Raw genomic sequence first — 22,282 nt, 5'->3', positions numbered from 1 at the left:
ATTTATATACTTATATATTTATATATCAATTTCTAAAAATTTGATTGTCACAATGGAAACTTATTTATATTGATAACAGGTTAAGCTAATGTGCAGCACTCACTGTATAATTAAAAAACCTGAAGTTACAGTAGCACAAGCATCTTGCTTGTATTAATTATTCAAGTTAAAGGCACAACAGCTTAAGAACAAGATCCCCGACTTCTTTAAGCAGTCGGGGATATTAATAACAGGCAGGATGCCTGCTCCACTAGATATTAATACCAACTAATTGAAAACTCTGTTGAATATCTGCTGCTAAGGTAGGTTTTTGTTGCTGTTGATAAAGTTCCACTGCTTTGCGATAATTGAATAAAACCTGACGAGGGGTTTCAATTTTGCCATAGGCATCTGTAATATTTAATAAAACCCAACCTAAATTATGATAGGCTTGGGCATAGTTGCGATTTAATTGAATTGCTTTTTCTAAATGTTTTTTAGCTTCATTCCATTGTCCTAATTTACCATATAAAGTCCCTAAACGAAAACAAATAAAGGCATGAGGAGGAAATTTTTGATTGTGCAGTTCATAAACTTGAATAGCTGCTGCATAATTTTGTAAATGTTCATAGCTAATACCATAATTTATTAATATCCAACTACTCACATCTTTCTTCTGACTAGCTTGTTCAAAACTATAAATAGCATCATTCCATAAACCATTTTTGGCTTTTTCCCAACCTTGTAAACCCCATGCTACGGAATTTTCGGGTACTTGGGCAATAAATTCTTGAATACGTCTTTCCACATCGTTCGCTTGTTGGGTAATAACTACTTTTTCCAAAGCTATAATTAAATAGGGATAAACCCATAATATCGTTTCTTTACTATTACTGAATGGTGTTTGTTTTAACTTAAAAACAGCTTGGGCAGCAGAACGAACTGCGGATTTCCATTGTTTTTGTTTTGTATATATCCATGCTTGCAAACTTAATGCAAAGATACAATTACCATCTAATAATAATACTTTATTGATGACATTTTCAGCTTGTTGCCAATTGTCACATTTTCCTAATGCCCAAGCCAAATTACTTTGTATCCATATTTCTTGGGGACATAAATTAGCAGCTTGTTCTAAATATTTAACAGCTTGTTTCCAGTTCTGATGATGACAATTAACTAGTCCTAAAACTCCATATCCTCTACCATCATGCGGTTCTAATTTAATGGCTTTTTGGGCAGTTATTTCTGCTTTTTTAATATCTACATAACTTTGTACTAAGGCTAATTCAACCGTAGCTTTACCATTATTTATTTCATAATTAAGTAATTTTTCATAAGAGATAATCGCATCTTTTAATTTTCCCTGCTTAACTAATTCTTGGGCTTTTTTATGAGTAGGAGAAATAAATTTATCATTTAAAGCATCAATTAAGTCATCTGCAGTTTGAAATCGATCCTCCGCATCAAATTGTAAACCAGTATTAATAATTTGTTCCATTAAATAACTGAGTTTACTATTTAATTTACGTGGGGAAATATAAGGATCTGAAGGATTATTTTTACTCGCTAAATTACCTGCTCTTTCTGCGGAAGCTGCGGGTAATTCTCCCGTTAATAATTGATACATTGATGCTGATAAAGCATAAAAATCTGTAGCAGGTAAAGGTTGATTTCGCGCTCGATATTGTTCATAGGGAGCATATCCTGGGGTTAAAATTCTTGTCATATCTCCAGTTTGGCCAGCAATAAATTCTCTTGCTGCACCAAAATCAATTAATACTGCTCTTTCGGGAGGAACAATGATAATATTTTCTGGTTTAATATCTCGATGTAATAGAGAATTGCCATGAATTACTTTTAATGATTCTGCGATTTGTAAAAAATAATGTTTAACTCTATCTTCGCTTAAAATACCTTCTTCTAATAATATCTTATCTAAGGATTTACCAGAAAGTAATTCCATAACCATGTATGCTGTATCATTTTCTAAAAACCAATCATAAACTTGCACAATATGCGGATGAATACATTTTTGTAAATTACTAGCTTCTTCCTGAAATTTTTGCAGCTGTTTGTGTCTATCTTGGGGTTTAATGGAATGCGGCCAACATACGGTTGTTCCTTGTCTATAACCTCCTTCTGGCCACAATTCTTTAATGGCCACAGATGTGTTATTTTGGAGATAAATAGCTTGATAAGTAATACCAAAACCTCCTTGTCCTAAATATTTTTCTATTTCATATATTGGTTTTTGATATTTACTTTTTCCTAGCAATGTTCCTGATGTTAATGCTAGGTAATTGATGGCATTTTGATTACTAGTATGAGGAACTTTATTATAAATTGGATTTTGAGTAGTATTTTGAATGGTATTTAGGAAAGTACCACAGTAAATACAGTGAACAGTATTAGCAGTATTTGTTGATAAGCAACTGGGACATTGAATAGACATAGACATTGTTTTATTTCTCCTATTTCTCCATTTGACATTGTAAAGCTAAAATTGTGGCGTTATCGGATGCTCCTCTTTCTAGTACATTATTAATGGTTTGATTAATACTAGATTGTAAATTTTCGGTTTGATTAAAAAGTTCTAATAATTCATGATTTGGTACTAAATCCCAAATTCCATCGGAACAAAGTAATAATATATCTTGATGTTCTAAGTTGATGGATAATTCTTGATTTGTGGTGCTTAAATCTTGAATATATCCTGCACTAAGTCTATTTTTTGAACCGATAGATTTAGTTAACACATTGCGATCTGGATGGGTTAAACTTTCTTCTAGGGTAATTTCTCCACTGGCCACTAATAAAGCAACTAATGAATGATCTTCGCTAATTTGCCTAATTTCTCCTTTGCTGATTAAATATATTCTACTATCTCCCACATGGGCAATTATTAATTGTTTACCAATGGCTAAAATTACACTTAGTGTAGTTCCTCCATCTTTAACATGATGATTAACATTTTCATTGGCTTTTTCAAATAGTAATTTTAACCATGCTTGTCTTTGTTCTAAGGTTTTAAAGTTACTAGGTATAGGTTCTGATAATACGGTTTGTACTGCTATTTTACTAGCTAATTCTCCTTGGGACATTCCTCCCATACCATCAGCAACTACTCCTAAAATCATGGTTTCTGTATTGCTTAATTGTTGTTGTTTTACTCCATAATTGTCTTCATTTTGTAATCTTTTGGTGGATAAACCCAAGGTAGAATTATTAGCAATTTGCCATGTAATTTTAGGTGCTGTTAGTGATTGACGAGTTTCTACTAAGTTTGCTAATAGTTGAGATAAGGAAAATCTTTCTTCGGGAATGAGTGATAGGTTAATTTTGAGAATTTGATAAATGCGCGGTATGGGGTTAATTTTGATGTCTATTAATTGTTCTATATTTATGGGTTTTTGGTGAATTTTATGATATAGTAATGCTGTCACTGTATAACTATTCATTAATTCGTTGATGGGATTTTTTTGTGATGCTAATTCGGGAGCGCAATATTTTCCTAATAGTCCTGTATTTAGGGTTTCATTGACGGGATAAACATTGGTAAGATCATATATTTGGATGGGAGTTGTCATTTGAATAAATTGGGGTAAGATGTTGATTATACACCAATTATGTTGATGTAAATAACGGGAAACTTGACATATTTGTGTAACTATAAATATGGATTCTTCTAAGGATGTTTCTTGGGTTAACCAGGTTTCTAAGGTTTCGTTAGATTCGGGAAGATAACTAAGTAAGATGAGTTTTTCTGGTGATATATTAGGGTTAATTTCCTCTTGTTGATAATATTCTTCTGCTAAATATTCTGATTCATTTTCTAGTTCATTGGTTGTTGCTTCATTTGCCGTTTGTTCGGTAGTAATTTCTTCTGTAATAGGCGCATTGTCTGGATATTCTTGATTATTAGATGAGGGAAGATGAATAATAACACAATCAATTTGTGTATGGGTTAATAAGGGACTAATTAATTTATAATCTGCGATCGCTTCTCTAATTTCTATTTCTCTTTTTAGTCCACTTGTTAATGTTCCTACTCGCAATAAACCCAGTTTATTAGTATTACTATCTTCACTTAAAATATTGACTTGAAAATAATAAATATCAGTGGTCAATTGCCCCAAATATTGTCCAATTTTTACTTGAAAATTGGCGATATTAATAATATTATTTTCGGCAATGATTAAAGGTTCAATACCTAAATGATCGTTGGTGTTTTCAGTTAGTAAGTTCATAATTTATATACTGATTTGTACAGATTTAGATCCCGGACTTCTTCAAGAAGTCGGGGATCTGGAGTTTTAAGGACTTTGAAACACAAGAAGTCGGGGATCTGGAGTTTTAAGGACTTTGAAACACAAACCGCACTTTTGCAAACGCTACTTCATCTCCTGGATTAAGCGTTTCAGGTGTGGTAATTCTCGCATTAAAACGGGCTTGTCCAGCAGGTTTGATAAATATACCGTTGGTAGAACCAGTATCTTTAATTTTCCAAACTCCTGATTCTAAGTAAATTTCTCCATGACGACGGGATACAGTATCACTACCTAAAAATACTTCTAAATCAATTTCCACAGGTCCCATATCTGGATCGAATATCCCAATAAGATTACTAGGTTCTAAAGTAAATTCTGCTACTGGTGGATTAGGTTGTTTAGATATCAGTCGTGCGGTAGTGGTGGTACTAGGAAAGGATGGAAAGGATGGAAATGTAGGTTGTGTAATATTTTGAGGCGGATAAATAGGTTGATTTTTTTGAATTGGTGCTGCTATTAGTGGTTGTATTATTTCTGCTTGTACTACTGTAGGTGCTTCAGGGGAATATAGCTTATTAATGACTGGTTGTAGTTCTGAACCACAAGCATCACAAAATTCTGAATTGTCTTGATTTTCATAACCGCACGCTGAACAGGTAATCATTGATATATCTCCTTTTTAATTATGTTATGTGTTATACCACGAATAAGCGAAGGAAGCGAAGAAAAGGGAGTTTTATGGAGTTTTTTGGTAGGTTGTGATGTCTATATTTTAGTTGATGTTGGTTTATTCTAAGAACTCATCGTTAATATCCGTACCAATTTTCACGGTTTTACCTTTCGCTCCTATTTTGACGGTTTTACGAGTGGTATCGGATATTTTGCGAGTTTTACGTAATTCCTCTTGGGCGTTATTTAATGATGCTGTCATTTCGTCGTTACCCAGTCTCAAGGTCATGCGTCTAGCGGTTTCTAGCAGTTCTCCCGCTTTCTGGGGATCTCGATCTGCTATTTTGGTGGCTTGACCAACAAGGTTAGAAATATTACACTGTTGCAAGTAATCCATCACTTCTTGATTCACTTGTACTGCTCCTGCTTCTCCTGTTACAAATTGTACCACTAAATTTTGCGGCGGAAATTCCCCTCTGAAGTTTTGTCCAGGAATATCGTAGGTTAAGCCAATTTGGGCTAAACGTACACGGGACGCGGGACGACTAGTCATAGTAAGTTCTAAAATCAAGATGGTTTGATCATTAGCTGCTGCGTTACCAATGGGATAAGGTGGTTGTGTTAAGGGAAATTCTGATTGTGTGGGATATGCCCGAACTATGCGGTTTAATTCTACGCCTTGAACTGTTTTAACTCTTAATGCTAAGTTGGTGATTACCTCCTGTTGTGCTTGACTATATTCTTCTATAATCTTTTTTGGTAAGTCTGTGATAGATACCTGTGTTCCCTGGGCTTGTCCAGGTACTATATATAATAAACTTCCTCCTGTTGTGTCGCTTAAATAAGTAAGTAGGTCTTCGTTAAAGTCGCCTACTCCTAAAGCGGTAATGGGAATGTTATTAGTGGACATTTTAGGAGCGATCGCTCGACATTGATCTTCATCAAAGGTTTGTCCATCTGTAAATAATAATATCCGCTTTACTGTCATATCTTGGTTAGATAAGCTTTGTAATGCAGTATCTAAACCTAAACCCATGCAAGTACCACCGGAAAATTTACGCAATTTAGCGATCGCATTTTCCAATTCACTAATTTTAGTAGCACTGGTTAACCCAATTATTTGAGATGCTTTATCATCAAATTGAACGATAGCAATGTGATCTTTTTCTCCTAATCTTCCCGAACGAATTAATGTTAATAAAGACTCAATGACAATATCTATTTTAATTTTTCCTCCTCCCACTTCTTCATACATTGAACCACTGGTATCTATGACAAATACAAAACTTGTGGGAGGACGAGTTGCGGCAATACTTTTTGTAGGTTTTAATTTTAGCATCAAAAACAGTTTTTGATTATCTGTATCTGCTGGCATAAATTCCCGATGTGGTGCAATACTAACATTTAATTCATTACTCATTTTTATCATCCTTAATTTAATTAATAATTGTCATGGCTTAACAAATTTAACAAATTTAACAAAAATTCAAAGGTGGTAACATCCCCATTTCTGGTTCTAATTTTGATAAATTAGGAGGAATGATCACGGGTAAATCTTGATAACCAGTTTCATGTAAATCTTCCATATTTGTTTCACTTAATAAAGGTAAACTGAGAGTAAGTCCACTATTTCTAAAACCTTCTTTGATGTCTTGTATCCAAGTTTGGATAATGTGGTTTAGATGATTATTTCTGATGGCACATTGACTTTGATTTTGTAACGCGCTTCTCAGGTTTTCCCGAACTTGGGGAATAAAAATATCTTCAGGAGAATTTTCTTGTTGATAATTTAAGTCTAACGCATAAGTGTATTGTTCCTTGGTATCTTTGACTGTGAGAGTAAATGAATATTTTACCATAATTGCACCTCATGATTTTACCATAAATTTTAATAAGTTTTATATTTTTTTAACATCACTAATTTTCCATACTCCATTATCTCTGATAAAATAATATGTACCATTGATTATAAATCTTCCTGAATTTTTTTGATCAATTCCTTTTGGTCCATGAAGATAAAGTTCTTCTACCACTTGAACATTAATCAAACCCGAATCTTCATTACTTCTAAAATTCCTCACTTGCACTATTTTAGATTCTTTATATTCATAATAACTATCATACTTTTTTAACCAAGCGACTGAACCTTCATCACTAATTAAATTTTGATAGAAATTACCTGTAGTTATGCCTTCCGCAAGACTAGTATCAAAGGGAGGTGCAAATATTTTAGGTTTAGCACTGTACCATTTTTGCACGATATTTAAAGCCATATCTTGTGTTAAAACAATATCTAATAATTGTAATTGTATATCAAAATTTTGTTGTCCTTGTAATGCAGAAATTTGCATAATATATTTTCCTGTGGTTGGTAATTTCCCTCCTGAGATAATTTGATTATCAGGACTATAAACCCATATACAAATATTACTATTACTTGTAGATAAACTTATTCTTTCTCCTTTTTGGGCAGTAAATTTATAACCAATAGCTTGATTATCACTCACATTACCTGATTTATTTAATATTGTATCACTAAGGGTAATTTCTTCCACATTTTTTGCTTGTAAAGCGATATTAGGTTGTTTTGGACAAGTTGCAGGTTTAATGATAGAGTTAATTGCAGATGATGATTTTTGGGATGAAGTCTCAGAACTATTACATCCATATAGAATAGTAGATGCTGTAGTCATAGTTAATAAAAGTGAGAAAGAGGAGATTTTTTTCATTTTATTTTCTGTTGTTTGATGATCTTTAAACTAAATTTTTAATAAATCTTATAATTAAGCTGGTGATTTGCGATAAAATAACCAAGTTTTACTATCATAACTCCAAATTAAATAAATACGATTATTAGTATCTTTAAAATCTTTACCATCATTCATAAAATACCATAAATCAGCATCTACTATAGCTGTATTTTTACTTTGTTTGATACTTGTGATATTACCAATTCTAATTTCTCTAACTTTATTCCACCATTCTTCATATTGAGAATAACTACCGACTTCATTTTGAAACCTTTGAGAAAGATTATGCCATGTTTGATTGTATTCTCGGTTATTTAATGATATATAATGATCTCTCACAAATTTTTCAGGTTCTATTCTATTTTCTGTAGTTATTTCTGGGGTTGGTTCTGTAGTTATTTTTGGGGTTGGTTCTGTAGTGGTTTCTGGTGTTGGTTCTGTAGTTATTTCTGGTTTAGTTTTCCTTATTGGTTTGGGTATTTCTGCATTACTAGCTAATGGTTGAATAATATCTAAACCTAACTTAAATTCAAAATTTCTCACTCCTTGAGGTGCAGCAATTTGAATAGTATATTTACCAGTTTGTGACAAATCTTTACTATTAATAATATCATTATTTGGTGCATAAACCCAAATACAAATATCATCATTAGTTTGATAAGTTAATTTTTGTCCAGCATTTGCGGTAAATGTATATCCTACATATTTATCTTGTCTTACTTGTCCTGTTTCTGTGGTAATTTGAGATGAAAGTTGAATATTTTTCACATTTTTACTATCTAATGAACCTACTGGTTTATCTGGACATTTACTAGTAGAATTGTTTGGAATACATCCGCTAATTAACATATTGATTAGTATTCCTATACATAATATTTTTCTGATTTTTATTATCATACTATTTAACCATGAAGTTTAATTTAATTACTTGATTTAATTACTTGATTTAATTACTTGATTTAATTACTTGATTTAATTACTTGATTTAATACTTAATTAAATACGTTCTACATGATTGATTTTCCAGTTGTTATTGTCACTATTCCAAATGAGGTAATATTTAACTCTTGAACTAATTTTTCTCCCAGAAGCTAAAGTGTATTTACATCTAATGGTAACTGTAGCATTATCTCCATTATTTTTAGTTCTTAATAATCGAGTATCTATATTATCCACTTGTTTCCACCATTCTAAATATGAATCATATCCATTAGGATGAGCTTCTGTATCTGTTTGCATTCTGTAACTTAGAATATTCCAAGCATTTTCATAATCAGATTTATTAAGATTATTATAGTAGTTTTGTACGGCTTGTACTGGAGAAATTCTATCACTATTAGTACTATCACTATTAGTATCAGTTTGATTGTTATTATTATCAACTTTCTCAGATTTATCTACAGAATTATTTTTAGTTTCTTCTGTATCTGTGTCTTTATTATCTTGAGATTTTACAGAAGATAATACAGGAGGAGTTGATGATACAGGACGAGTTATTTTTGTTGCATTTATTTGATTTTCTATATTCATGTCTTTATTATCTTGAGATTTTACAGAAGATAATACAGGAGGAGTTGATGATACAGAACGAGTTATTTTTGTTGCATTTATTTGATTTTCTATATTCATTGCTAGGGAAAATGTAGTAACTCCTTGTAGTGCAGAAACTTGAATAATATATTTACCTGTTTGTGATAAATCTTTAGTGGTAATTAATTGATTATTAGGTGCATAAACCCAAATACAAATATTATCCTGAGTTTGGTAATTTAACTTATCCCCAGGTTTAGCTGTAAATGTATATCCGACATATTGATTTGTACTTACTTGTCCTGTTTCTGTGATAACTTGAGATGAAAGTTGAATATTTTTCACGTTTTTACTATCTAATGAACCAGTAGGTTGACTTGTACAAGAAGAATTAGTCTGTGGTATATAGTTACAGCCTCCCATTAATAAGATAATTGAGATAATTGGTATTAGTGAGATATTATTTACACTGTGATTTTTCATCAAATTATTCATCATATTTAACCTCTATCTATAATTAATCCCTAAATGCTTCTTGTTTTAAATATTTACCCCAGTAATAAAAGGGTAATACTCCACCAATTCCTGTTAAGAAGAGGATGCAAAAAATCATAATTAAGCGATTTTCTAAGGGTAAAGATCGCCCAATACCTCTGATTCTATAACTCTTTTTTTCTGACTTTAATAAACCTATGGGAGTCTTCACTTGTACTCTGACATTGTGTTGAGAACCACGTTCCGCATTAGGTTGAATATAACTAATTTCATACTCTCCTAATAAAGCATTCATAAATAATTTCAAATTTTCTGCAATAGCTTCCGCATTTCCTGAAAATTCGGCAATTCCTCCTGTTAATTTGGCAATTTCTGCTAACCTTTTTTGATCTACAAATTCATCTTCAGGAACTTTTTTATTTCCTGTACCAATATCCTGACGAGCTGCTGGCCTACCCAACTTATATTTTCTTCCTAATTCTTGTGGTGTTAAACCATAACCCAAAGTATGTACAGTAATATTAGTATTGCGTTTTAATAAAGTACTAAGAGTGGCAAAATCTTCTGCTTCATTAGACGCATTATGATAACCGTCTGATAGCAAAATAATTGCCAGTCTGGGTTGAGTATTAAGAAAATTATCCTTTGGATAAAAACGAGGATCTTTAGTATTTCCTAAAAACCTCACTGCTTGAGTTAAGGGTTGATATAAATCGGTAGAAGCACAAGGTTTGATACTTGCTAAATAGTCCAGGGAATTTTGTAATTTAAAGTCATTTGCTAAAAAGAATTTATCAAGAGTATCTTTATTGACTGTATAACCTTCACAATTAGGACCAGATTTTCCAAAGGGAACTATCGCAATATTAGTGCTTCCTCCTCTCTCACTGGAAATTTTTCTAAAGCTGCGAATAGCGTTAATTGCACCAGTAATTTTTTTACCTCCTAGACTGTCTGGTTTATTCATACTACCACTAAAATCTAATAATACGACAATCCACGCTGGAGGTGGTACACTTTCATCGGGACTTTTCCAATCTTGACTTTTAAATGACAGTTCTTTGTCATTTACAAATAATTTGAAATCTGTATCTTGTAAACCCATTATAGGTCTTTCATCTTTATTTTTAATTTTCATTCTCACAGTGATTTTATCATCATTAACTTCAGGATTTCCCACTATTTCCGCTAATTTTGTTGCTGAATTTGTTTGGGCAAAAATAGGCGAAATCAAGCCAGTAATCATCAAAAATGATAAAATGAGTCTCCAACTAAGCCTGGGGGTCAAGGAAGCGATTATAGTAAACAAAGCGGTAGATTTTTTGGGGTCTTTGTTGCGGTTGTTGGGTTTGATTAACATTTTGAGTTTTGAGTTGAGTAGTTGTGACATTGGTAGTTGTATTTTGAGTTGTTGGATCTGGATAAAAGGTTAATACGTAATTATGTTTGAGGCGAATACTATCACGAGAAGTCAATCTTTGACCATTAACTTCAATGAACTTATAAGCCACTGGGTTAGGAGTTAAGATAGCATCACGTTTTTCGATGACTAAATCAGCTACATGAAGGGGTAAATCAGGAATATAAATATTTGATTTTTGCACAGAAGAACCTATTCTAATTATACCATTACTGGGTAATTGAATTGATAAACCTTCTTCAATTTCATAAGCATTGCCATCATTAACAAATCGGAGAATTGATTTATCAATACAGGGAATTTTTTGATTAGAAATTGGGGCGTTAGGGTCAAAATCTGCATAATTTTCTCCTGTGTATTCAAAGCCAGTACCAGCCCTTAAAGCACCTAAATAACTGGGAGAGTTGGTAATACTAAATGTTAAACCTAGTAATAAACCTAAAATGGAAAATCCTAAAGGGTCTTCAATTCCTTTAAAATCTGATGTTACTTCTCCTATGGTGCGGATAATTTCAAATATTGCCGCAGCAAATAAACTAGCTGTACTAGCACCAAATACACTAATTTTAAATCTGTGCCAAAAGCGTTTGGGATCACCTGCTTCCATACTATGCCAGCGCCAAGTTAAGCCTTCTGCAAGCCCCACAGAAACGCCTATTAATAGCCAACCAATGATTCTAACTATAGGGGCAGGAAAGTGAATTTGTGGCAGGAATAATATTTGAGATATGACTCCTGAAATTAACCCAGCTAATGTGCCTAAACCCAGGGCAATTAATAGGGGTGTTTTGGCTATTCTCAAGCTGAGTTTTGGCCTTGTGGGGTTGCTAATAAATATTTCGTTGATGACCATTCCACAAGCTAGGGCAATGGCTATACAAGGAAATAAGGTGATTTCTGGATATTCTTTGAATAGTCCTATATCGGTGAGGAAAAATTGCCCGATGTTCCAGCCTATTAAAGCTGATGTGATTCCTGCTAGGATGTAAAGGTAGATTCTCATGGGTTGTTTATTCGTTTAGGATTTGCTTTTGTTTTTTTAGTTACATCTTGTATTTTTTTAGTTACATCTTGTTCTAATTTTGTAGCTGTTTCTCCTTTTGGTGAAATAATTCCGTCGCAGTTGTTAAAACCATTGTTTTGTTGATATTTATATATTGCTTCTATAAATTCATTTCTTTTTTGTCCTGCGTACTGTGTTGTGTCATATTCAAAATTTTCTGGTAACTTTAGAACCTCTATAATCTGTTTTATAATTTCACTTTGTTGTGCATTCTTTTTTGCCTTCTTGATATTGTTGATAATTTCATTAATTGCGTCCTGGGTTTTTTGGAACTCGTTACTTGCTTTTGATTTTAATTCATTAGTTATTTCAGTTTGATCACCATTTGTATTTGTTGGTGATGATGATACGACTGTTTCTGCAATCTTTGGATTATTTAATCTACCTACCAGTACACCACCTGTAAAAGACAAAAGTGAGAGGAAAATTGATAAGGTAATAACAAATTGAATTGGCACAATATACTCCTGTAATAAAAAAATAATAATACTTTCAAAAAAAGTGGTTTCTCTTTCAATACACAAACCTAAAATTTCCACAGGAGAATTACGTCTATGTGGAAGTCCCTCAAATACATCTTTAGGTACTATACCTTCACTAACTTGATAAAAATAAGCAGCAAGTGAATAGTATTCCAAACTCTCAAATAACTTAGCAAAAGAACTGTATTCTTCTTGCTTAATACTATATGATTTTGAGTAGATATATTTGCGATTTTTGATTAAAATTTCCCAAGTTTTAGGAGGACATTTATATAACTCAGATGAAGGAGGAGTATTATGTTTTAAATGACTGAAAATTAACTGCAAATCAGCTACAATATCTTCAATAAATTGTTTACATCCAGATGCCCAAACACTATCATTACTTACCAATAACCATTTAACACCTTCTGGCGTAATTTTTGACGATTTCTTTAACAATTCCGGTAACAAAGATTTAATACTATTTGCCAGTTTATCTTTAGGTAAATCACGCCGAATAGCCTTTTGAAATTCTAAAGAAATAGCTTGATTTTCGTCAGGTTTTTGACCAGGTTTAATATTTAAAAAACTCAAAAATTCTAACATTGTATCTGGAATTACGATCGCCCTCAAAGTAATCAATCTTACCATTTGTGGACTATAAATTTTTTGACTAATTGCCGTTGTTGCTCCCTGTGCATCAAATAAACTATGCCAATAGTCTGAAGTAAGTTGATTATTTTGTAAAGCCTCTACTATCACTTTTACATTATCTGGTTTAATTTGAGAATTAGTTGTTAAACCGCGTATCGCTGACTTAATAGCTTCCTCATCTGTAACAGCCGAAGATATTAATAATCTTGGTGCTTTATTAATCGCTCTTTCTAATAATTGATAGGCTTTTTCTGAAGCAGCATGAATTACTAAAAAACGCTCTGGTTTTTCTAATGCTTCTACATTATACGCCCAAGAAAAAGGTTGATAATTATCATATTTCACATTAGTATTATATTTTTTCAATGCTAAAACATTGATGGTTTGTAAGTCGTATTCCTGTTGTGGTGTGAGTAATATTGGTTCATTAATATTAACAGGAATTGCTACAGCTTCTTGTGATACTTGATGAAATTTAGCCGAAATTTCCTCAACATCACATATATGAGGTTTATCTACTTCTTGAATATCAAAAGGATGAAATATTGGTCTTTCTTGATTTTCCCACCAAGTTAATATTAACCGTAAATTTTGAAACCCGTCTTTTTCCCTTCCCTGAGTGAGAAAAAAACGATACATGGAAGCACCACGTCCTTTTTCATCCCTTCCCTTAGTAACTATTGCTACTACAGACCAAGTATCATCACCTGTTCCTACTACCCGGCCAATAATTGCGGGTTGGTCACTAGAAGCACCTTCAGCTACCGCAAATTCACGGTTAGCAATAGAACGCTCTACAACTTCAGGAATCGGATCAATAGTATTATTCATATATTGTCCAGTGAAGCCTAATGATACCCAAGCACCCGTAGCTATTGCCTGTGGTCTAATACCTGTACTAAATTCGTGAATTTCTATGGTAGATCGATTTAATTGATTCATAGCTTTATTCCTGATAATTAACCATTCTCTAATAGTTTATGGCGATCGCCTGTACATAACCAATATATGGGAGCAACTAAACCAAATGGCCGCCAGCTTTTGGGGTTTTTGATCACTGCTGTTACTCCATCACGGCCACGAGTTAATAAGGTAATATTAGGTTCAGGATATTTAGTACCTAACATTCCAAAAGCGGAAGCAGTAAAGTAATTTACGTCACCTCCTCCCATTTGTTGCCAAGTAGATAATTTTTTACATACCTGGGGAAAAGCTGCGGGAGCGATAAAATCGGGTTTATGACGATTTACCCACAGGTCAGATTGTTCACACTTGGTTAAAACTAAAGCAATTCTTCTTTTCCCTACATTAACATCTGTACGATCAAGGGCAGCAAAAAACCGATCTAAAGCTACTGCATATTCTTGATCCTTCCTTCTGCTAGTACCATCTATTAACAACATTATACCTGTAGATTGGGAACAATCTTCCATATAATCTTGTAAGATTTTTTTACCAGCTTGTTGCAATAGATCAATAAAAAACTCTCCGCCGTAATCTTTACAACTAACGTTTAAGTTTAATAATGGTGAGGTCAGGCTATTTATCAGATTTTTCCACGAAAATTGTCTAGTAATGGTAATTTGTAATGTATAATCTTTAACCTCATCTGGATTAGCGTTTAAGCCAGTTTGTGGTAATTGTAACCCCTGTTCTAATATATTTTGTGCTTGTTCCACTAAATATTTTGCAGCATCTCCCACAGGAATGACAGTTTTTACTGCTCCGTTTGGATCAGCATTAGGCCACCGTGCTAAGGAAGCCATATAGGCTGTTTTTCCAGAACCGCGATCGCCTATCACGCGCACCACTGCACTACTTTGTAACGGTTCTTTCTTATTTGCTAAGGTACTAACTTTCATATTTTATCCTTTTACCTGTACTTAACCAATAGAGAGGGGAAATTAAACCGTAGGGTCGCCATCGGTTTGTTTCTCTTAAAAATGAATTTTTGCCATCTGCTCCCATTTCCTCTACACGGTTAGGACGAGGGTTATTACGACCTAAAACACCAAAGGTGGATAAAGCATAAAAGTTCAGATTTTTACTAGGAATTGCATCTTGTAAAGTCTTTTTTGTTTCTGGTAAATGGACATCAAACAAATCAATTTCTGGATCTAACCTACCCGGCCATAATTCTCCTCTTTCACATTTACTCATCACCACAGCTAAACGTAAATCTTGAGAACGTTCATGTTTATCCATTTGGTCAATAAAACGTTTTAAAACTCGGCTATAAGTCCTATCAGTACCTTGTTTCCACTCAGTTAATAATATTAAACAACCAGTCACATCTTTGGCTAAACATTCATCCATAAATTCTTGATGTAATGGGTTAGATGAACCATGTTCTAATTCCTCAAATATTTCACCTGGATAGTCTCTCACAACCAGGTTAATTTTGTCTTGAGAAAAACCTTTTTTAACTTCTATTTGAAATGAATAAACTCGTAAATCATCAATGGTTGTAACGTAATTATTAGTAGGTTCTAATGATGCACCCTCCATGATAATATTTTCCGCTTTTTCTGCTAACTGTTTTGTATCATCATTAAGAGTATGAACTTGAAAGTTTTGATTTTGATGATGATTTCTCGCTGGTTGATAAGCTAAAGCGGCTAAATAAGTGGTTTTACCAGAACTACGTGGACCAATAACGCGAATATTCCCCATATTTTTCTATCCTATTCATATCTTATTGGTTAGTATCCATATCCGCAGGGCAATTAATTCCCCCTCTCATAGCTAAATTACGTTAAAACGTACTATCATTTGTCAATTAGGTTGAAAATAATACAAACAATCAGTTAAAACTGATTTTACCTTATTTATTACCTAGAATTTAAATTTTCTTTGTAAAAGACGGTGGAAATAATACAAATCATCTCATCTACAAATAATCGGTTAAAACCGATTTTAGCTTTCAGACAGGGAATTTATTCTGGCTTGTTTTTCCAGAACCGCGATCGCCATTTTTCTATCCTATTGATATTGTATCTGTTTCAGATACCGGACTTCTTTAAGAAGTCCGGTATCTTAGTCTCTACTTAGCTAGAAAACTACCCAAATATATCCAAGGAAGTTCCAATAAAGAACGATCATAAACCGATGTAATAAAACAACGTACTGATAAACCAGAAACACTTTTGTTAATTTCTGCTAACTGTGATTGAATCGGTCTAAAGTAACGTTGCATACTGTATAAATGGCGTTGTTGCCAATTCATCGCTCCACCATTAGGATGATAAGCTAACTGTGAACTTTCCTGGGATAAATTACAAAATAGATCAGCCTTATTTAAACATATAACTATATGTCTTGCTTTCGGACAATCCGTACGAAAAAAGTCCACCCACCGCTCAAATCTAGCACACCATTGTTGTGTACTCATAAATTCATCCACATCCACACCAGCTTGAAAAGTTAAGCCGCGATGGGGTGGAAGTACGAGAAATATTCCTTCACTATCGCGGATGGTCTGTAAAAGTTTGCTCCATTCCTTTTGGTTGTCTTGTTGCCAACTTTTGCGCCATACCTCCCCAGGTGTATCTATCCAATCTACTAATACTTGCTTATTACCAGTGGGTAATCGCACTTCAATATCTAATAATCTATCTAAGATTACATCTGTTGCTTGCATCACGCCAGAAACTTCATCAAATTTCAGGTTTGCTTTAAGCATTTCATAATCTTGATTAATAACTTTTACATACTCATGTTTGGGGTTAGTTAACTCCATTGCTAAATGTGTTTTTCCCGTAGCGCGATCGCCTATAAAAACTACTCCCACAATTATTACCCTGTACTATGACTTTAATCATACAATAATAAAGTTACCCATAGTACCTCAAATTTCCCTAAACTTGGAAAATTAACTTTAAACGAATATTTTTAACCTTACCACTCCACCATCTGCGGGAATAAACAGTATTATTAAGTATATTTAAACTTAACATCATACGCACATAAACGCAATTATTTCCATAAGTATCAAAATTGTTACAATACAGCTAAAAATAATTAACATATATTAACTTACATCACATTATTAAAAACACTTAGTGTAAAGAATGGCATACATTCAACAATCTACATCAACCTCTCTATAAATATACTCATACAATTTTGCAGTAAATTCCGACAAAATACTGATACTGATTTTTATTAAAGCTACTTAATATGTAAAAGAAACAACCGGCACAAAAAAACAAAACTAAAAATAAGGGACTCTACTTGTTTTATTGTATTTTTATGTTATGCTGGATCTTAATTGATGTTCAATGATGTCAAAACTCGGCTTTCTGGTTATATAATATTTTTTAGTGTGTTAATAATTTCCTATTAATTATCAAATTTCTTCCCATTAATTCTACTTATTAATGATGAATTAACATGAAGAAAACCAAAAAGAGAATTGAAAAAATGGAGTAAAACATGGCAATTTCATTAAGCAAAGGACAACGAGTATCACTAGACAAAGTTGCTCCTGGGTTAACAGAAATATTTGTAGGTTTAGGATGGGATGTTAAAGTCATGGATACTGGATTTGACTTTGACCTAGATGCATCAGCCTTCTTATTAGGAAAAAATGATAAATTAATATCTGACAACCACTTTATTTTCTACAACAATTTAACTAGTCCAGATCCAGCAAAATCAATAGAACATACTGGAGATAATCTGACAGGTGTAGGAGATGGAGATGATGAAGTAATCAAAATTAACCTGCAAAAAGTTCCTGCGGATGTCCAAAAAATAGTTATTACTGTCACTATTCATGAAGCAGCAGAAAGAAGACAAAACTTTGGCCAAGTACAGAATGCCTTTGTGAGAGTTGTCAACTTACAAAATGAACAAGAAGTAATTCGTTATGACCTTGTAGAAGACTATTCCATTGAAACTGCATTAATTATGGCTGAACTATACCGGAAAGATGGAGAATGGCGTTTAAATGCCGTTGGTTCAGGCTATCAAGGTGGATTAAAAGCATTATTAGATCGTTTTAGCTAGGAGCAAATAGGAGCAAAAAAAATGGCGATTAATTTACAAAAAGGACAAAGAATATCACTTGCTAAAGAAGCTCCTGGTTTAACTAAATTAATGTGTGGTTTAGGTTGGGACATTGCTAAAAAATCAGGAGGAGGATTGTTTAGCAACTTTGGTAAAGGTGGTCATGAATATGATTTAGATGCTTCTGTAATTTGTTTAGATAGCAATGGCAAATTAACAGCCAAAGAGAATATAGTTTACTTTGGAAATCTCCAACATATATCAGGAGCCATTACCCACACAGGAGATAATTTAACAGGTGCAGGAGATGGAGATGATGAAGTAATTATCATTGATTTACCTAAAATTCCTGCGGACATTAGCAAATTAGTTTTTGTGATTAATATTTACGACTGTTTAGCCCGTAAACAAAACTTTGGTCAAATTGAAAATGCCTTTGTGCGGTTAGTCAACATGGCAAATAATCAAGAATTAGCTAGATACAATCTTTCAGGAACAGAGTATAATGGAATGACAGGAATGGTATTAGCAGAAGTTTATCGCCATAATAATGAGTGGAAAATGGCTGCTATTGGCAATGGTGTAACTGTAAATGGTTTAGGAGAATTAGCTAAAACCTATTGTTAGATGATTGTTAAACAATGTAATGTCACTTTATGATCGCCTAAATTTAACTAGGCCACCTAAAAAAAACCAGCAGCAAAAATCACAAGTTCCCATTTGGGAACGCATTAACCTGCAACGACCTCCTCGTCCACGCTGTCGAGGTTGTCGTTCCCTCATTCAAACTAATTGGCGAATATGTCCTTCTTGTGGAACATTATTACATAATATTCAAGATGAGCAAATTCGCCATTGCGTTTGGATTGATCTTTCAGGAATGCTAAATAATCATACAAATAATACCACTATTATCGAAGTCATCACGGACGCACTGGCTAAGGTATTTAGTGCTTTTAGAAGTATCCAAGTATTTTTAACATCAGATCAACCAGATCCAAAAGAATGGGGTAACAGATATACTCACGTTTATATATTTATAGATCAACAACCAGTAGATTACTTAGGAATTGCTAGTTTCAATCCAGGAGAAGTGACAAATATAGCTGGTGTGCGGATAGATCAAATTTTACGCACAGCAGAGATAGCCAATCTTAATTTAAGTCAATTATCTAATTTAATTGCTAATACTATTACCCACGAAATAGGACATACATTAGGCTTAGATCATTCAGAATTAGCCACAGACGTGATGCACGATGGTTTAGATCATCGTATTCATAGTTTAATACCCCCATCCTTTCATGTGGGACAAATGATTTTAATGAATAAAGCCATTTGTAAGTATGTGAAAGGAAATATATTACAGGAAGTAGAAAATACACTGATGTAGGGTACTTGAGACTGCATAAATGATGTAAATAAACAGATTCTTGATATCTGAATCACCTACAAATTCCGAAAATAAACCGTATTTTTACTTACATTTAAACATAACATCCAACCTAACATAAAGTATCAAACTAAAAATCAAACTCTCTGTAACTCTGCGACTCTGCGTGAGCTAAACAACAACGTTATGTCAAGGATTTAAAATTGGCTGTACCAGTGGTACAATCAGCTAATTTCATTAAAAATCCTGTCACTGCAGAAGAACATCTGGATATTTTAGAACGTACTGAGGAAAGTTTGCAGAAATTCCAGGTCTATATGTCGCCCATCAAGTTAGAAACAGAGTCTTTAATTAATGAGTGCGATCGCATACTGAAATTATGTGATTTCATCATTCATGAGTTACAACAAGAAAGATTACAAAATCTCAGTCAAGAGTTAAAACTAGCTATCAAGAGTCATAATCTTTACAGTATGGAATATCATCAAGAAGAATGTAAACGAGAATTACGGAACTTACCTCATTCAGTCGTCCAGTTAATTCAAGGTTGTATTTTAGCGATCAAACAGGCTAAACTAATTGCACCTACTCAGGCAAATGCTATGTCAGAAAAACTTTCACAAATGTTGAATGCTGGCAAAATTCATGATAAATATGAAGCGGTGCAATTATGGCGATAATTATTGCCAGATGTGCAACATTGGTTAAGTCAAGAATTACCAACTAATAATATTATTACAGGATTGATAAGATGAATACCAACAAGATGAATACTAAAATTAATTGTCCTGTTTGTGGTTATCAAGGAATTGAAACTGATATTTGTCCTAATTGTCAAACAGATGTATTTTTAATTCGTTCCCTACAAGGGTTAGAACCAGATATAAAAGATAAATTGTGGAGTACAGGAATAGCAATTCTCATGTTAATAATTGGGATTACTATTGGTGTAGGAGCAAGTTTTTTCGCTTTACAAAATTTATATAGTTTTAATACTGATCATACTAATAATTCCAGTAAAACTAGAAATTCTACTAATCCTACTAATCCTACTGTTACTACTTCTCCTATTCTATCTGTTCCGATTAAACCTGTGGTTCCCACTACACCACCATCCATAACCTATAGTGTGAAATCAGGTGATACTTTAAGCGGTATTGCGGGAAAATTGTGTAGCAAACCTACCGACTGGCTTTTAATAGTTGCAGTGAACCCAGAATTACAAAAGCGCGAAAATCAATTAAAGATAGATCAGGTGTTAAAAATTCCTCCTACTTGCAAAGGTAAAAAACCATGAGTATTATTAAGGAAATGTACAGTTATAAAATGGTTTTTTTTAAGCAGGCGATCGCTAATTATAATGCAGCATTAAAATTATATAATCATTCTGTAAAAATGGCGATCGCTAAAGCAGAAATTCACGTTTATGAATAAAAAACAGATGAATCTGCATTGCAATAAGCCGAACAATTAGAACAGGAAAATAAATTAAGGCCTTGGGGAACTGAAGTATGAAATTAAAAAATCAATGATTTCAAATCAAATGCTTACTCTGTGCAACTGCGTGCCTCTCGTGCTTGCAACAAAATCATACTCTATAATCAGCAACACTAGAAATCTTTATCAAAATCTCAATTAATTAAATAAAATAGCAGGGTAGCCATCTTCCCTATAGAAAATTTCTGAACATTTTAGGAAAACGTGAAGTTTTTACCATAGAATTAGAAATAGGTAGAGAACCAGATTTTAATGTCTGTTGTGTTTTAGATCGGGAAGAAACAAAGGATCTGGCAGATCAAACAATTACTAAAATTGTTCGTCGCGGATTCCAATGGCAAGAAAAATTTATCCGTCCTCCGGAAGTAATTACTGCCAAATCACCACCATTTTCTCCCCCGCAAACATTAACAGAAAATATATAAACTGACAGTTAACTGTTAACAATTCTCACAATCATTCAGTGTCATTATCACCAGTAACAACTTCTATGACTATTAACAAAAGTGATCAAAAAGAAACATCTCCAGAAACCAAAAAATGGTGCGGTTGGCAAGAAAATATTGTTTTAATTACCATTGCCCTATCTTTAGCATTATTAATTAGAACATTTATTGCCGAACCTCGACTAATTCCTTCAGAATCAATGTATCCAACCTTACACACAGGCGATCGCTTAGTCATAGAAAAAATTTCCTATAATTTTCATCATCCCAAAACTGGTGATATAGTCGTTTTTAAATCACCACCAGAACTACAAAGACGAGGTTATCCAGCAAACCAAGCTTTCATCAAACGAATAATTGGTAAACCAGGAGAAACAATTAAAATATCCCAAGGAAAAGTTTATATTAACGATCAACCTTTAACAGAAGAATACATTGCTGAACCGCCAAATCGCCCATTTCCTACCATTAAAATTCCCCCAGATTCATTCTTTGTCATGGGGGATAATCGTAATGATAGTAACGACTCGCGTTATTGGGGTTTTGTACCAAGTAAAAACGTTATTGGCCGAGCTACTTTTCGCTTTTGGCCACTGGATCGTTTGGGGATAATTTAGGGGACTAATTTAGGGGACTGGGTA

21 protein-coding genes and 1 pseudogene are annotated in these 22,282 nt (G+C 33.3%); 8 read left to right on the top strand and 14 right to left on the bottom strand.

Annotated elements, in window-relative coordinates; genetic code table 11:
* Nucleotides 1–250 precede the first annotated feature (250 nt).
* The 14 genes from H6F32_RS11480 to H6F32_RS11415 all read right to left on the bottom strand — a co-directional run bounded on the left by H6F32_RS11480 (nt 251) and on the right by H6F32_RS11415 (nt 17,085).
* Nucleotides 251–2,440, bottom strand: a complete 2,190-nt coding sequence (locus H6F32_RS11480) for a serine/threonine-protein kinase (protein WP_242031113.1) — start codon at nt 2,438–2,440, stop codon at nt 251–253.
* A gap of 13 nt (nt 2,441–2,453) precedes the next feature.
* Nucleotides 2,454–4,229, bottom strand: coding sequence for a protein phosphatase 2C domain-containing protein (locus H6F32_RS11475; protein WP_190369463.1), 1,776 nt, complete (start codon nt 4,227–4,229; stop codon nt 2,454–2,456).
* Between the two features lie 106 nt (nt 4,230–4,335).
* The gene (locus H6F32_RS11470) at nt 4,336–4,914 is read right to left on the bottom strand and encodes an FHA domain-containing protein (protein ID WP_190369462.1); all 579 of its coding nucleotides are present in this window, start codon (nt 4,912–4,914) and stop codon (nt 4,336–4,338) included.
* A 123-nt stretch (nt 4,915–5,037) separates the two neighbouring features.
* Complete coding sequence (locus tag H6F32_RS11465) at nt 5,038–6,339, bottom strand: VWA domain-containing protein (protein WP_190369461.1); 1,302 nt, start codon at nt 6,337–6,339, stop codon at nt 5,038–5,040.
* Between the two features lie 55 nt (nt 6,340–6,394).
* The gene (locus H6F32_RS11460; RefSeq protein WP_190369460.1) at nt 6,395–6,778 is read right to left on the bottom strand and encodes a hypothetical protein; all 384 of its coding nucleotides are present in this window, start codon (nt 6,776–6,778) and stop codon (nt 6,395–6,397) included.
* A 39-nt stretch (nt 6,779–6,817) separates the two neighbouring features.
* Entirely contained in the window at nt 6,818–7,648 is an 831-nt protein-coding gene (locus tag H6F32_RS11455; protein WP_242031112.1) for an ARC6/PARC6 family protein, read from the bottom strand.
* Between the two features lie 54 nt (nt 7,649–7,702).
* Nucleotides 7,703–8,518 (bottom strand): hypothetical protein, encoded by an 816-nt coding sequence (locus H6F32_RS11450; protein ID WP_190369459.1) that lies wholly within the window; start codon nt 8,516–8,518, stop codon nt 7,703–7,705.
* Nucleotides 8,519–8,665: 147 nt separating this feature from the next.
* Nucleotides 8,666–9,697, bottom strand: a complete 1,032-nt coding sequence (locus tag H6F32_RS11445) for a hypothetical protein (protein WP_190369458.1) — start codon at nt 9,695–9,697, stop codon at nt 8,666–8,668.
* A gap of 19 nt (nt 9,698–9,716) precedes the next feature.
* Nucleotides 9,717–10,940, bottom strand: a complete 1,224-nt coding sequence (locus tag H6F32_RS11440; protein WP_190369457.1) for a vWA domain-containing protein — start codon at nt 10,938–10,940, stop codon at nt 9,717–9,719.
* A gap of 25 nt (nt 10,941–10,965) precedes the next feature.
* On the bottom strand, nt 10,966–12,117 hold the full coding sequence (locus H6F32_RS11435) for a hypothetical protein (protein WP_190369456.1): 1,152 nt from the start codon (nt 12,115–12,117) through the stop codon (nt 10,966–10,968).
* Nucleotides 12,114–14,237 carry a hypothetical protein gene (locus tag H6F32_RS11430; RefSeq protein ID WP_190369455.1) on the bottom strand — a complete coding sequence of 708 codons (2,124 nt, stop codon included), beginning with the start codon at nt 14,235–14,237 and terminating at the stop codon, nt 12,114–12,116. The genes H6F32_RS11435 and H6F32_RS11430 overlap by 4 nt, the downstream gene beginning before the upstream one ends.
* A gap of 17 nt (nt 14,238–14,254) precedes the next feature.
* Nucleotides 14,255–15,157, bottom strand: a complete 903-nt coding sequence (locus tag H6F32_RS11425; protein WP_190369454.1) for a hypothetical protein — start codon at nt 15,155–15,157, stop codon at nt 14,255–14,257.
* Nucleotides 15,147–15,968 carry a TRAFAC clade GTPase domain-containing protein gene (locus H6F32_RS11420; RefSeq protein WP_190369453.1) on the bottom strand — a complete coding sequence of 274 codons (822 nt, stop codon included), beginning with the start codon at nt 15,966–15,968 and terminating at the stop codon, nt 15,147–15,149. Before H6F32_RS11420 ends, H6F32_RS11425 begins: the two co-directional genes overlap by 11 nt.
* Before the next feature lie 370 nt (nt 15,969–16,338).
* Nucleotides 16,339–17,085: a GTPase domain-containing protein gene (locus H6F32_RS11415; RefSeq protein ID WP_190369452.1), complete on the bottom strand. Its 747-nt coding sequence runs from the start codon at nt 17,083–17,085 to the stop codon at nt 16,339–16,341.
* Nucleotides 17,086–17,729: 644 nt separating this feature from the next.
* On the opposite strand from H6F32_RS11415, the gene H6F32_RS11410 reads away from it, so the two are divergent.
* The 8 genes and pseudogenes from H6F32_RS11410 (at nt 17,730) to lepB (ending at nt 22,258) form a co-directional block, all read left to right on the top strand.
* Entirely contained in the window at nt 17,730–18,305 is a 576-nt protein-coding gene (locus H6F32_RS11410; RefSeq protein ID WP_190369451.1) for a TerD family protein, read from the top strand.
* A gap of 21 nt (nt 18,306–18,326) precedes the next feature.
* Nucleotides 18,327–18,932 carry a TerD family protein gene (locus H6F32_RS11405; RefSeq protein ID WP_190369450.1) on the top strand — a complete coding sequence of 202 codons (606 nt, stop codon included), beginning with the start codon at nt 18,327–18,329 and terminating at the stop codon, nt 18,930–18,932.
* Between the two features lie 19 nt (nt 18,933–18,951).
* On the top strand, nt 18,952–19,698 hold the full coding sequence (locus tag H6F32_RS11400) for a matrixin family metalloprotease (RefSeq protein WP_190369449.1): 747 nt from the start codon (nt 18,952–18,954) through the stop codon (nt 19,696–19,698).
* A 203-nt stretch (nt 19,699–19,901) separates the two neighbouring features.
* A complete protein-coding gene (locus tag H6F32_RS11395; RefSeq protein ID WP_190369448.1) occupies nt 19,902–20,378 on the top strand; it encodes a hypothetical protein in 477 nt (158 codons plus the stop codon).
* A 71-nt stretch (nt 20,379–20,449) separates the two neighbouring features.
* Nucleotides 20,450–20,995: a LysM peptidoglycan-binding domain-containing protein gene (locus H6F32_RS11390; RefSeq protein WP_242031111.1), complete on the top strand. Its 546-nt coding sequence runs from the start codon at nt 20,450–20,452 to the stop codon at nt 20,993–20,995.
* The gene (locus tag H6F32_RS11385; RefSeq protein WP_190369447.1) at nt 20,992–21,132 is read left to right on the top strand and encodes a hypothetical protein; all 141 of its coding nucleotides are present in this window, start codon (nt 20,992–20,994) and stop codon (nt 21,130–21,132) included. The genes H6F32_RS11390 and H6F32_RS11385 overlap by 4 nt, the downstream gene beginning before the upstream one ends.
* A 233-nt stretch (nt 21,133–21,365) precedes the next feature.
* Nucleotides 21,366–21,620, top strand: a pseudogene (locus H6F32_RS11380) (nucleotide exchange factor GrpE); the annotation flags it as partial.
* A gap of 65 nt (nt 21,621–21,685) precedes the next feature.
* Nucleotides 21,686–22,258, top strand: a complete 573-nt coding sequence (gene lepB / locus H6F32_RS11375; protein WP_190369446.1) for a signal peptidase I — start codon at nt 21,686–21,688, stop codon at nt 22,256–22,258.
* The last annotated feature ends 24 nt before the right edge of the window (nt 22,259–22,282 follow it).

The sequence above is a fragment of the Anabaena sp. FACHB-1237 genome, assembly GCF_014696225.1.
In the GTDB taxonomy this organism is placed as follows: Bacteria; Cyanobacteriota; Cyanobacteriia; order Cyanobacteriales; family Nostocaceae; genus FACHB-1237.
The sequence above is the reverse complement of the archived record's forward strand: the minus strand, read 5'-3'. Positions and strand labels throughout refer to the sequence as shown.

What these genes read in the sequence shown, in the direction of transcription:
- H6F32_RS11480 (WP_242031113.1), bottom strand. Translation starts at nt 2,440, where the DNA reads ATGTCTATGTCTATTCAATGTCCCAGTTGCTTATCAACAAATACTGCT.
- H6F32_RS11475 (WP_190369463.1), bottom strand. Translation starts at nt 4,229, where the DNA reads ATGAACTTACTAACTGAAAACACCAACGATCATTTAGGTATTGAACCT.
- H6F32_RS11470 (WP_190369462.1), bottom strand. Translation starts at nt 4,914, where the DNA reads ATGATTACCTGTTCAGCGTGCGGTTATGAAAATCAAGACAATTCAGAA.
- H6F32_RS11465 (WP_190369461.1), bottom strand. Translation starts at nt 6,339, where the DNA reads ATGAGTAATGAATTAAATGTTAGTATTGCACCACATCGGGAATTTATG.
- H6F32_RS11460 (WP_190369460.1), bottom strand. Translation starts at nt 6,778, where the DNA reads ATGGTAAAATATTCATTTACTCTCACAGTCAAAGATACCAAGGAACAA.
- H6F32_RS11455 (WP_242031112.1), bottom strand. Translation starts at nt 7,648, where the DNA reads ATGAAAAAAATCTCCTCTTTCTCACTTTTATTAACTATGACTACAGCA.
- H6F32_RS11450 (WP_190369459.1), bottom strand. Translation starts at nt 8,518, where the DNA reads ATGTTAATTAGCGGATGTATTCCAAACAATTCTACTAGTAAATGTCCA.
- H6F32_RS11445 (WP_190369458.1), bottom strand. Translation starts at nt 9,697, where the DNA reads ATGATGAATAATTTGATGAAAAATCACAGTGTAAATAATATCTCACTA.
- H6F32_RS11440 (WP_190369457.1), bottom strand. Translation starts at nt 10,940, where the DNA reads ATGATTACTGGCTTGATTTCGCCTATTTTTGCCCAAACAAATTCAGCA.
- H6F32_RS11435 (WP_190369456.1), bottom strand. Translation starts at nt 12,117, where the DNA reads ATGAGAATCTACCTTTACATCCTAGCAGGAATCACATCAGCTTTAATA.
- H6F32_RS11430 (WP_190369455.1), bottom strand. Translation starts at nt 14,237, where the DNA reads ATGAATCAATTAAATCGATCTACCATAGAAATTCACGAATTTAGTACA.
- H6F32_RS11425 (WP_190369454.1), bottom strand. Translation starts at nt 15,157, where the DNA reads ATGAAAGTTAGTACCTTAGCAAATAAGAAAGAACCGTTACAAAGTAGT.
- H6F32_RS11420 (WP_190369453.1), bottom strand. Translation starts at nt 15,968, where the DNA reads ATGGGGAATATTCGCGTTATTGGTCCACGTAGTTCTGGTAAAACCACT.
- H6F32_RS11410 (WP_190369451.1), top strand. Translation starts at nt 17,730, where the DNA reads ATGGCAATTTCATTAAGCAAAGGACAACGAGTATCACTAGACAAAGTT.
- H6F32_RS11405 (WP_190369450.1), top strand. Translation starts at nt 18,327, where the DNA reads ATGGCGATTAATTTACAAAAAGGACAAAGAATATCACTTGCTAAAGAA.
- H6F32_RS11400 (WP_190369449.1), top strand. Translation starts at nt 18,952, where the DNA reads ATGTCACTTTATGATCGCCTAAATTTAACTAGGCCACCTAAAAAAAAC.
- H6F32_RS11390 (WP_242031111.1), top strand. Translation starts at nt 20,450, where the DNA reads ATGAATACCAACAAGATGAATACTAAAATTAATTGTCCTGTTTGTGGT.
- H6F32_RS11385 (WP_190369447.1), top strand. Translation starts at nt 20,992, where the DNA reads ATGAGTATTATTAAGGAAATGTACAGTTATAAAATGGTTTTTTTTAAG.
- lepB (WP_190369446.1), top strand. Translation starts at nt 21,686, where the DNA reads ATGACTATTAACAAAAGTGATCAAAAAGAAACATCTCCAGAAACCAAA.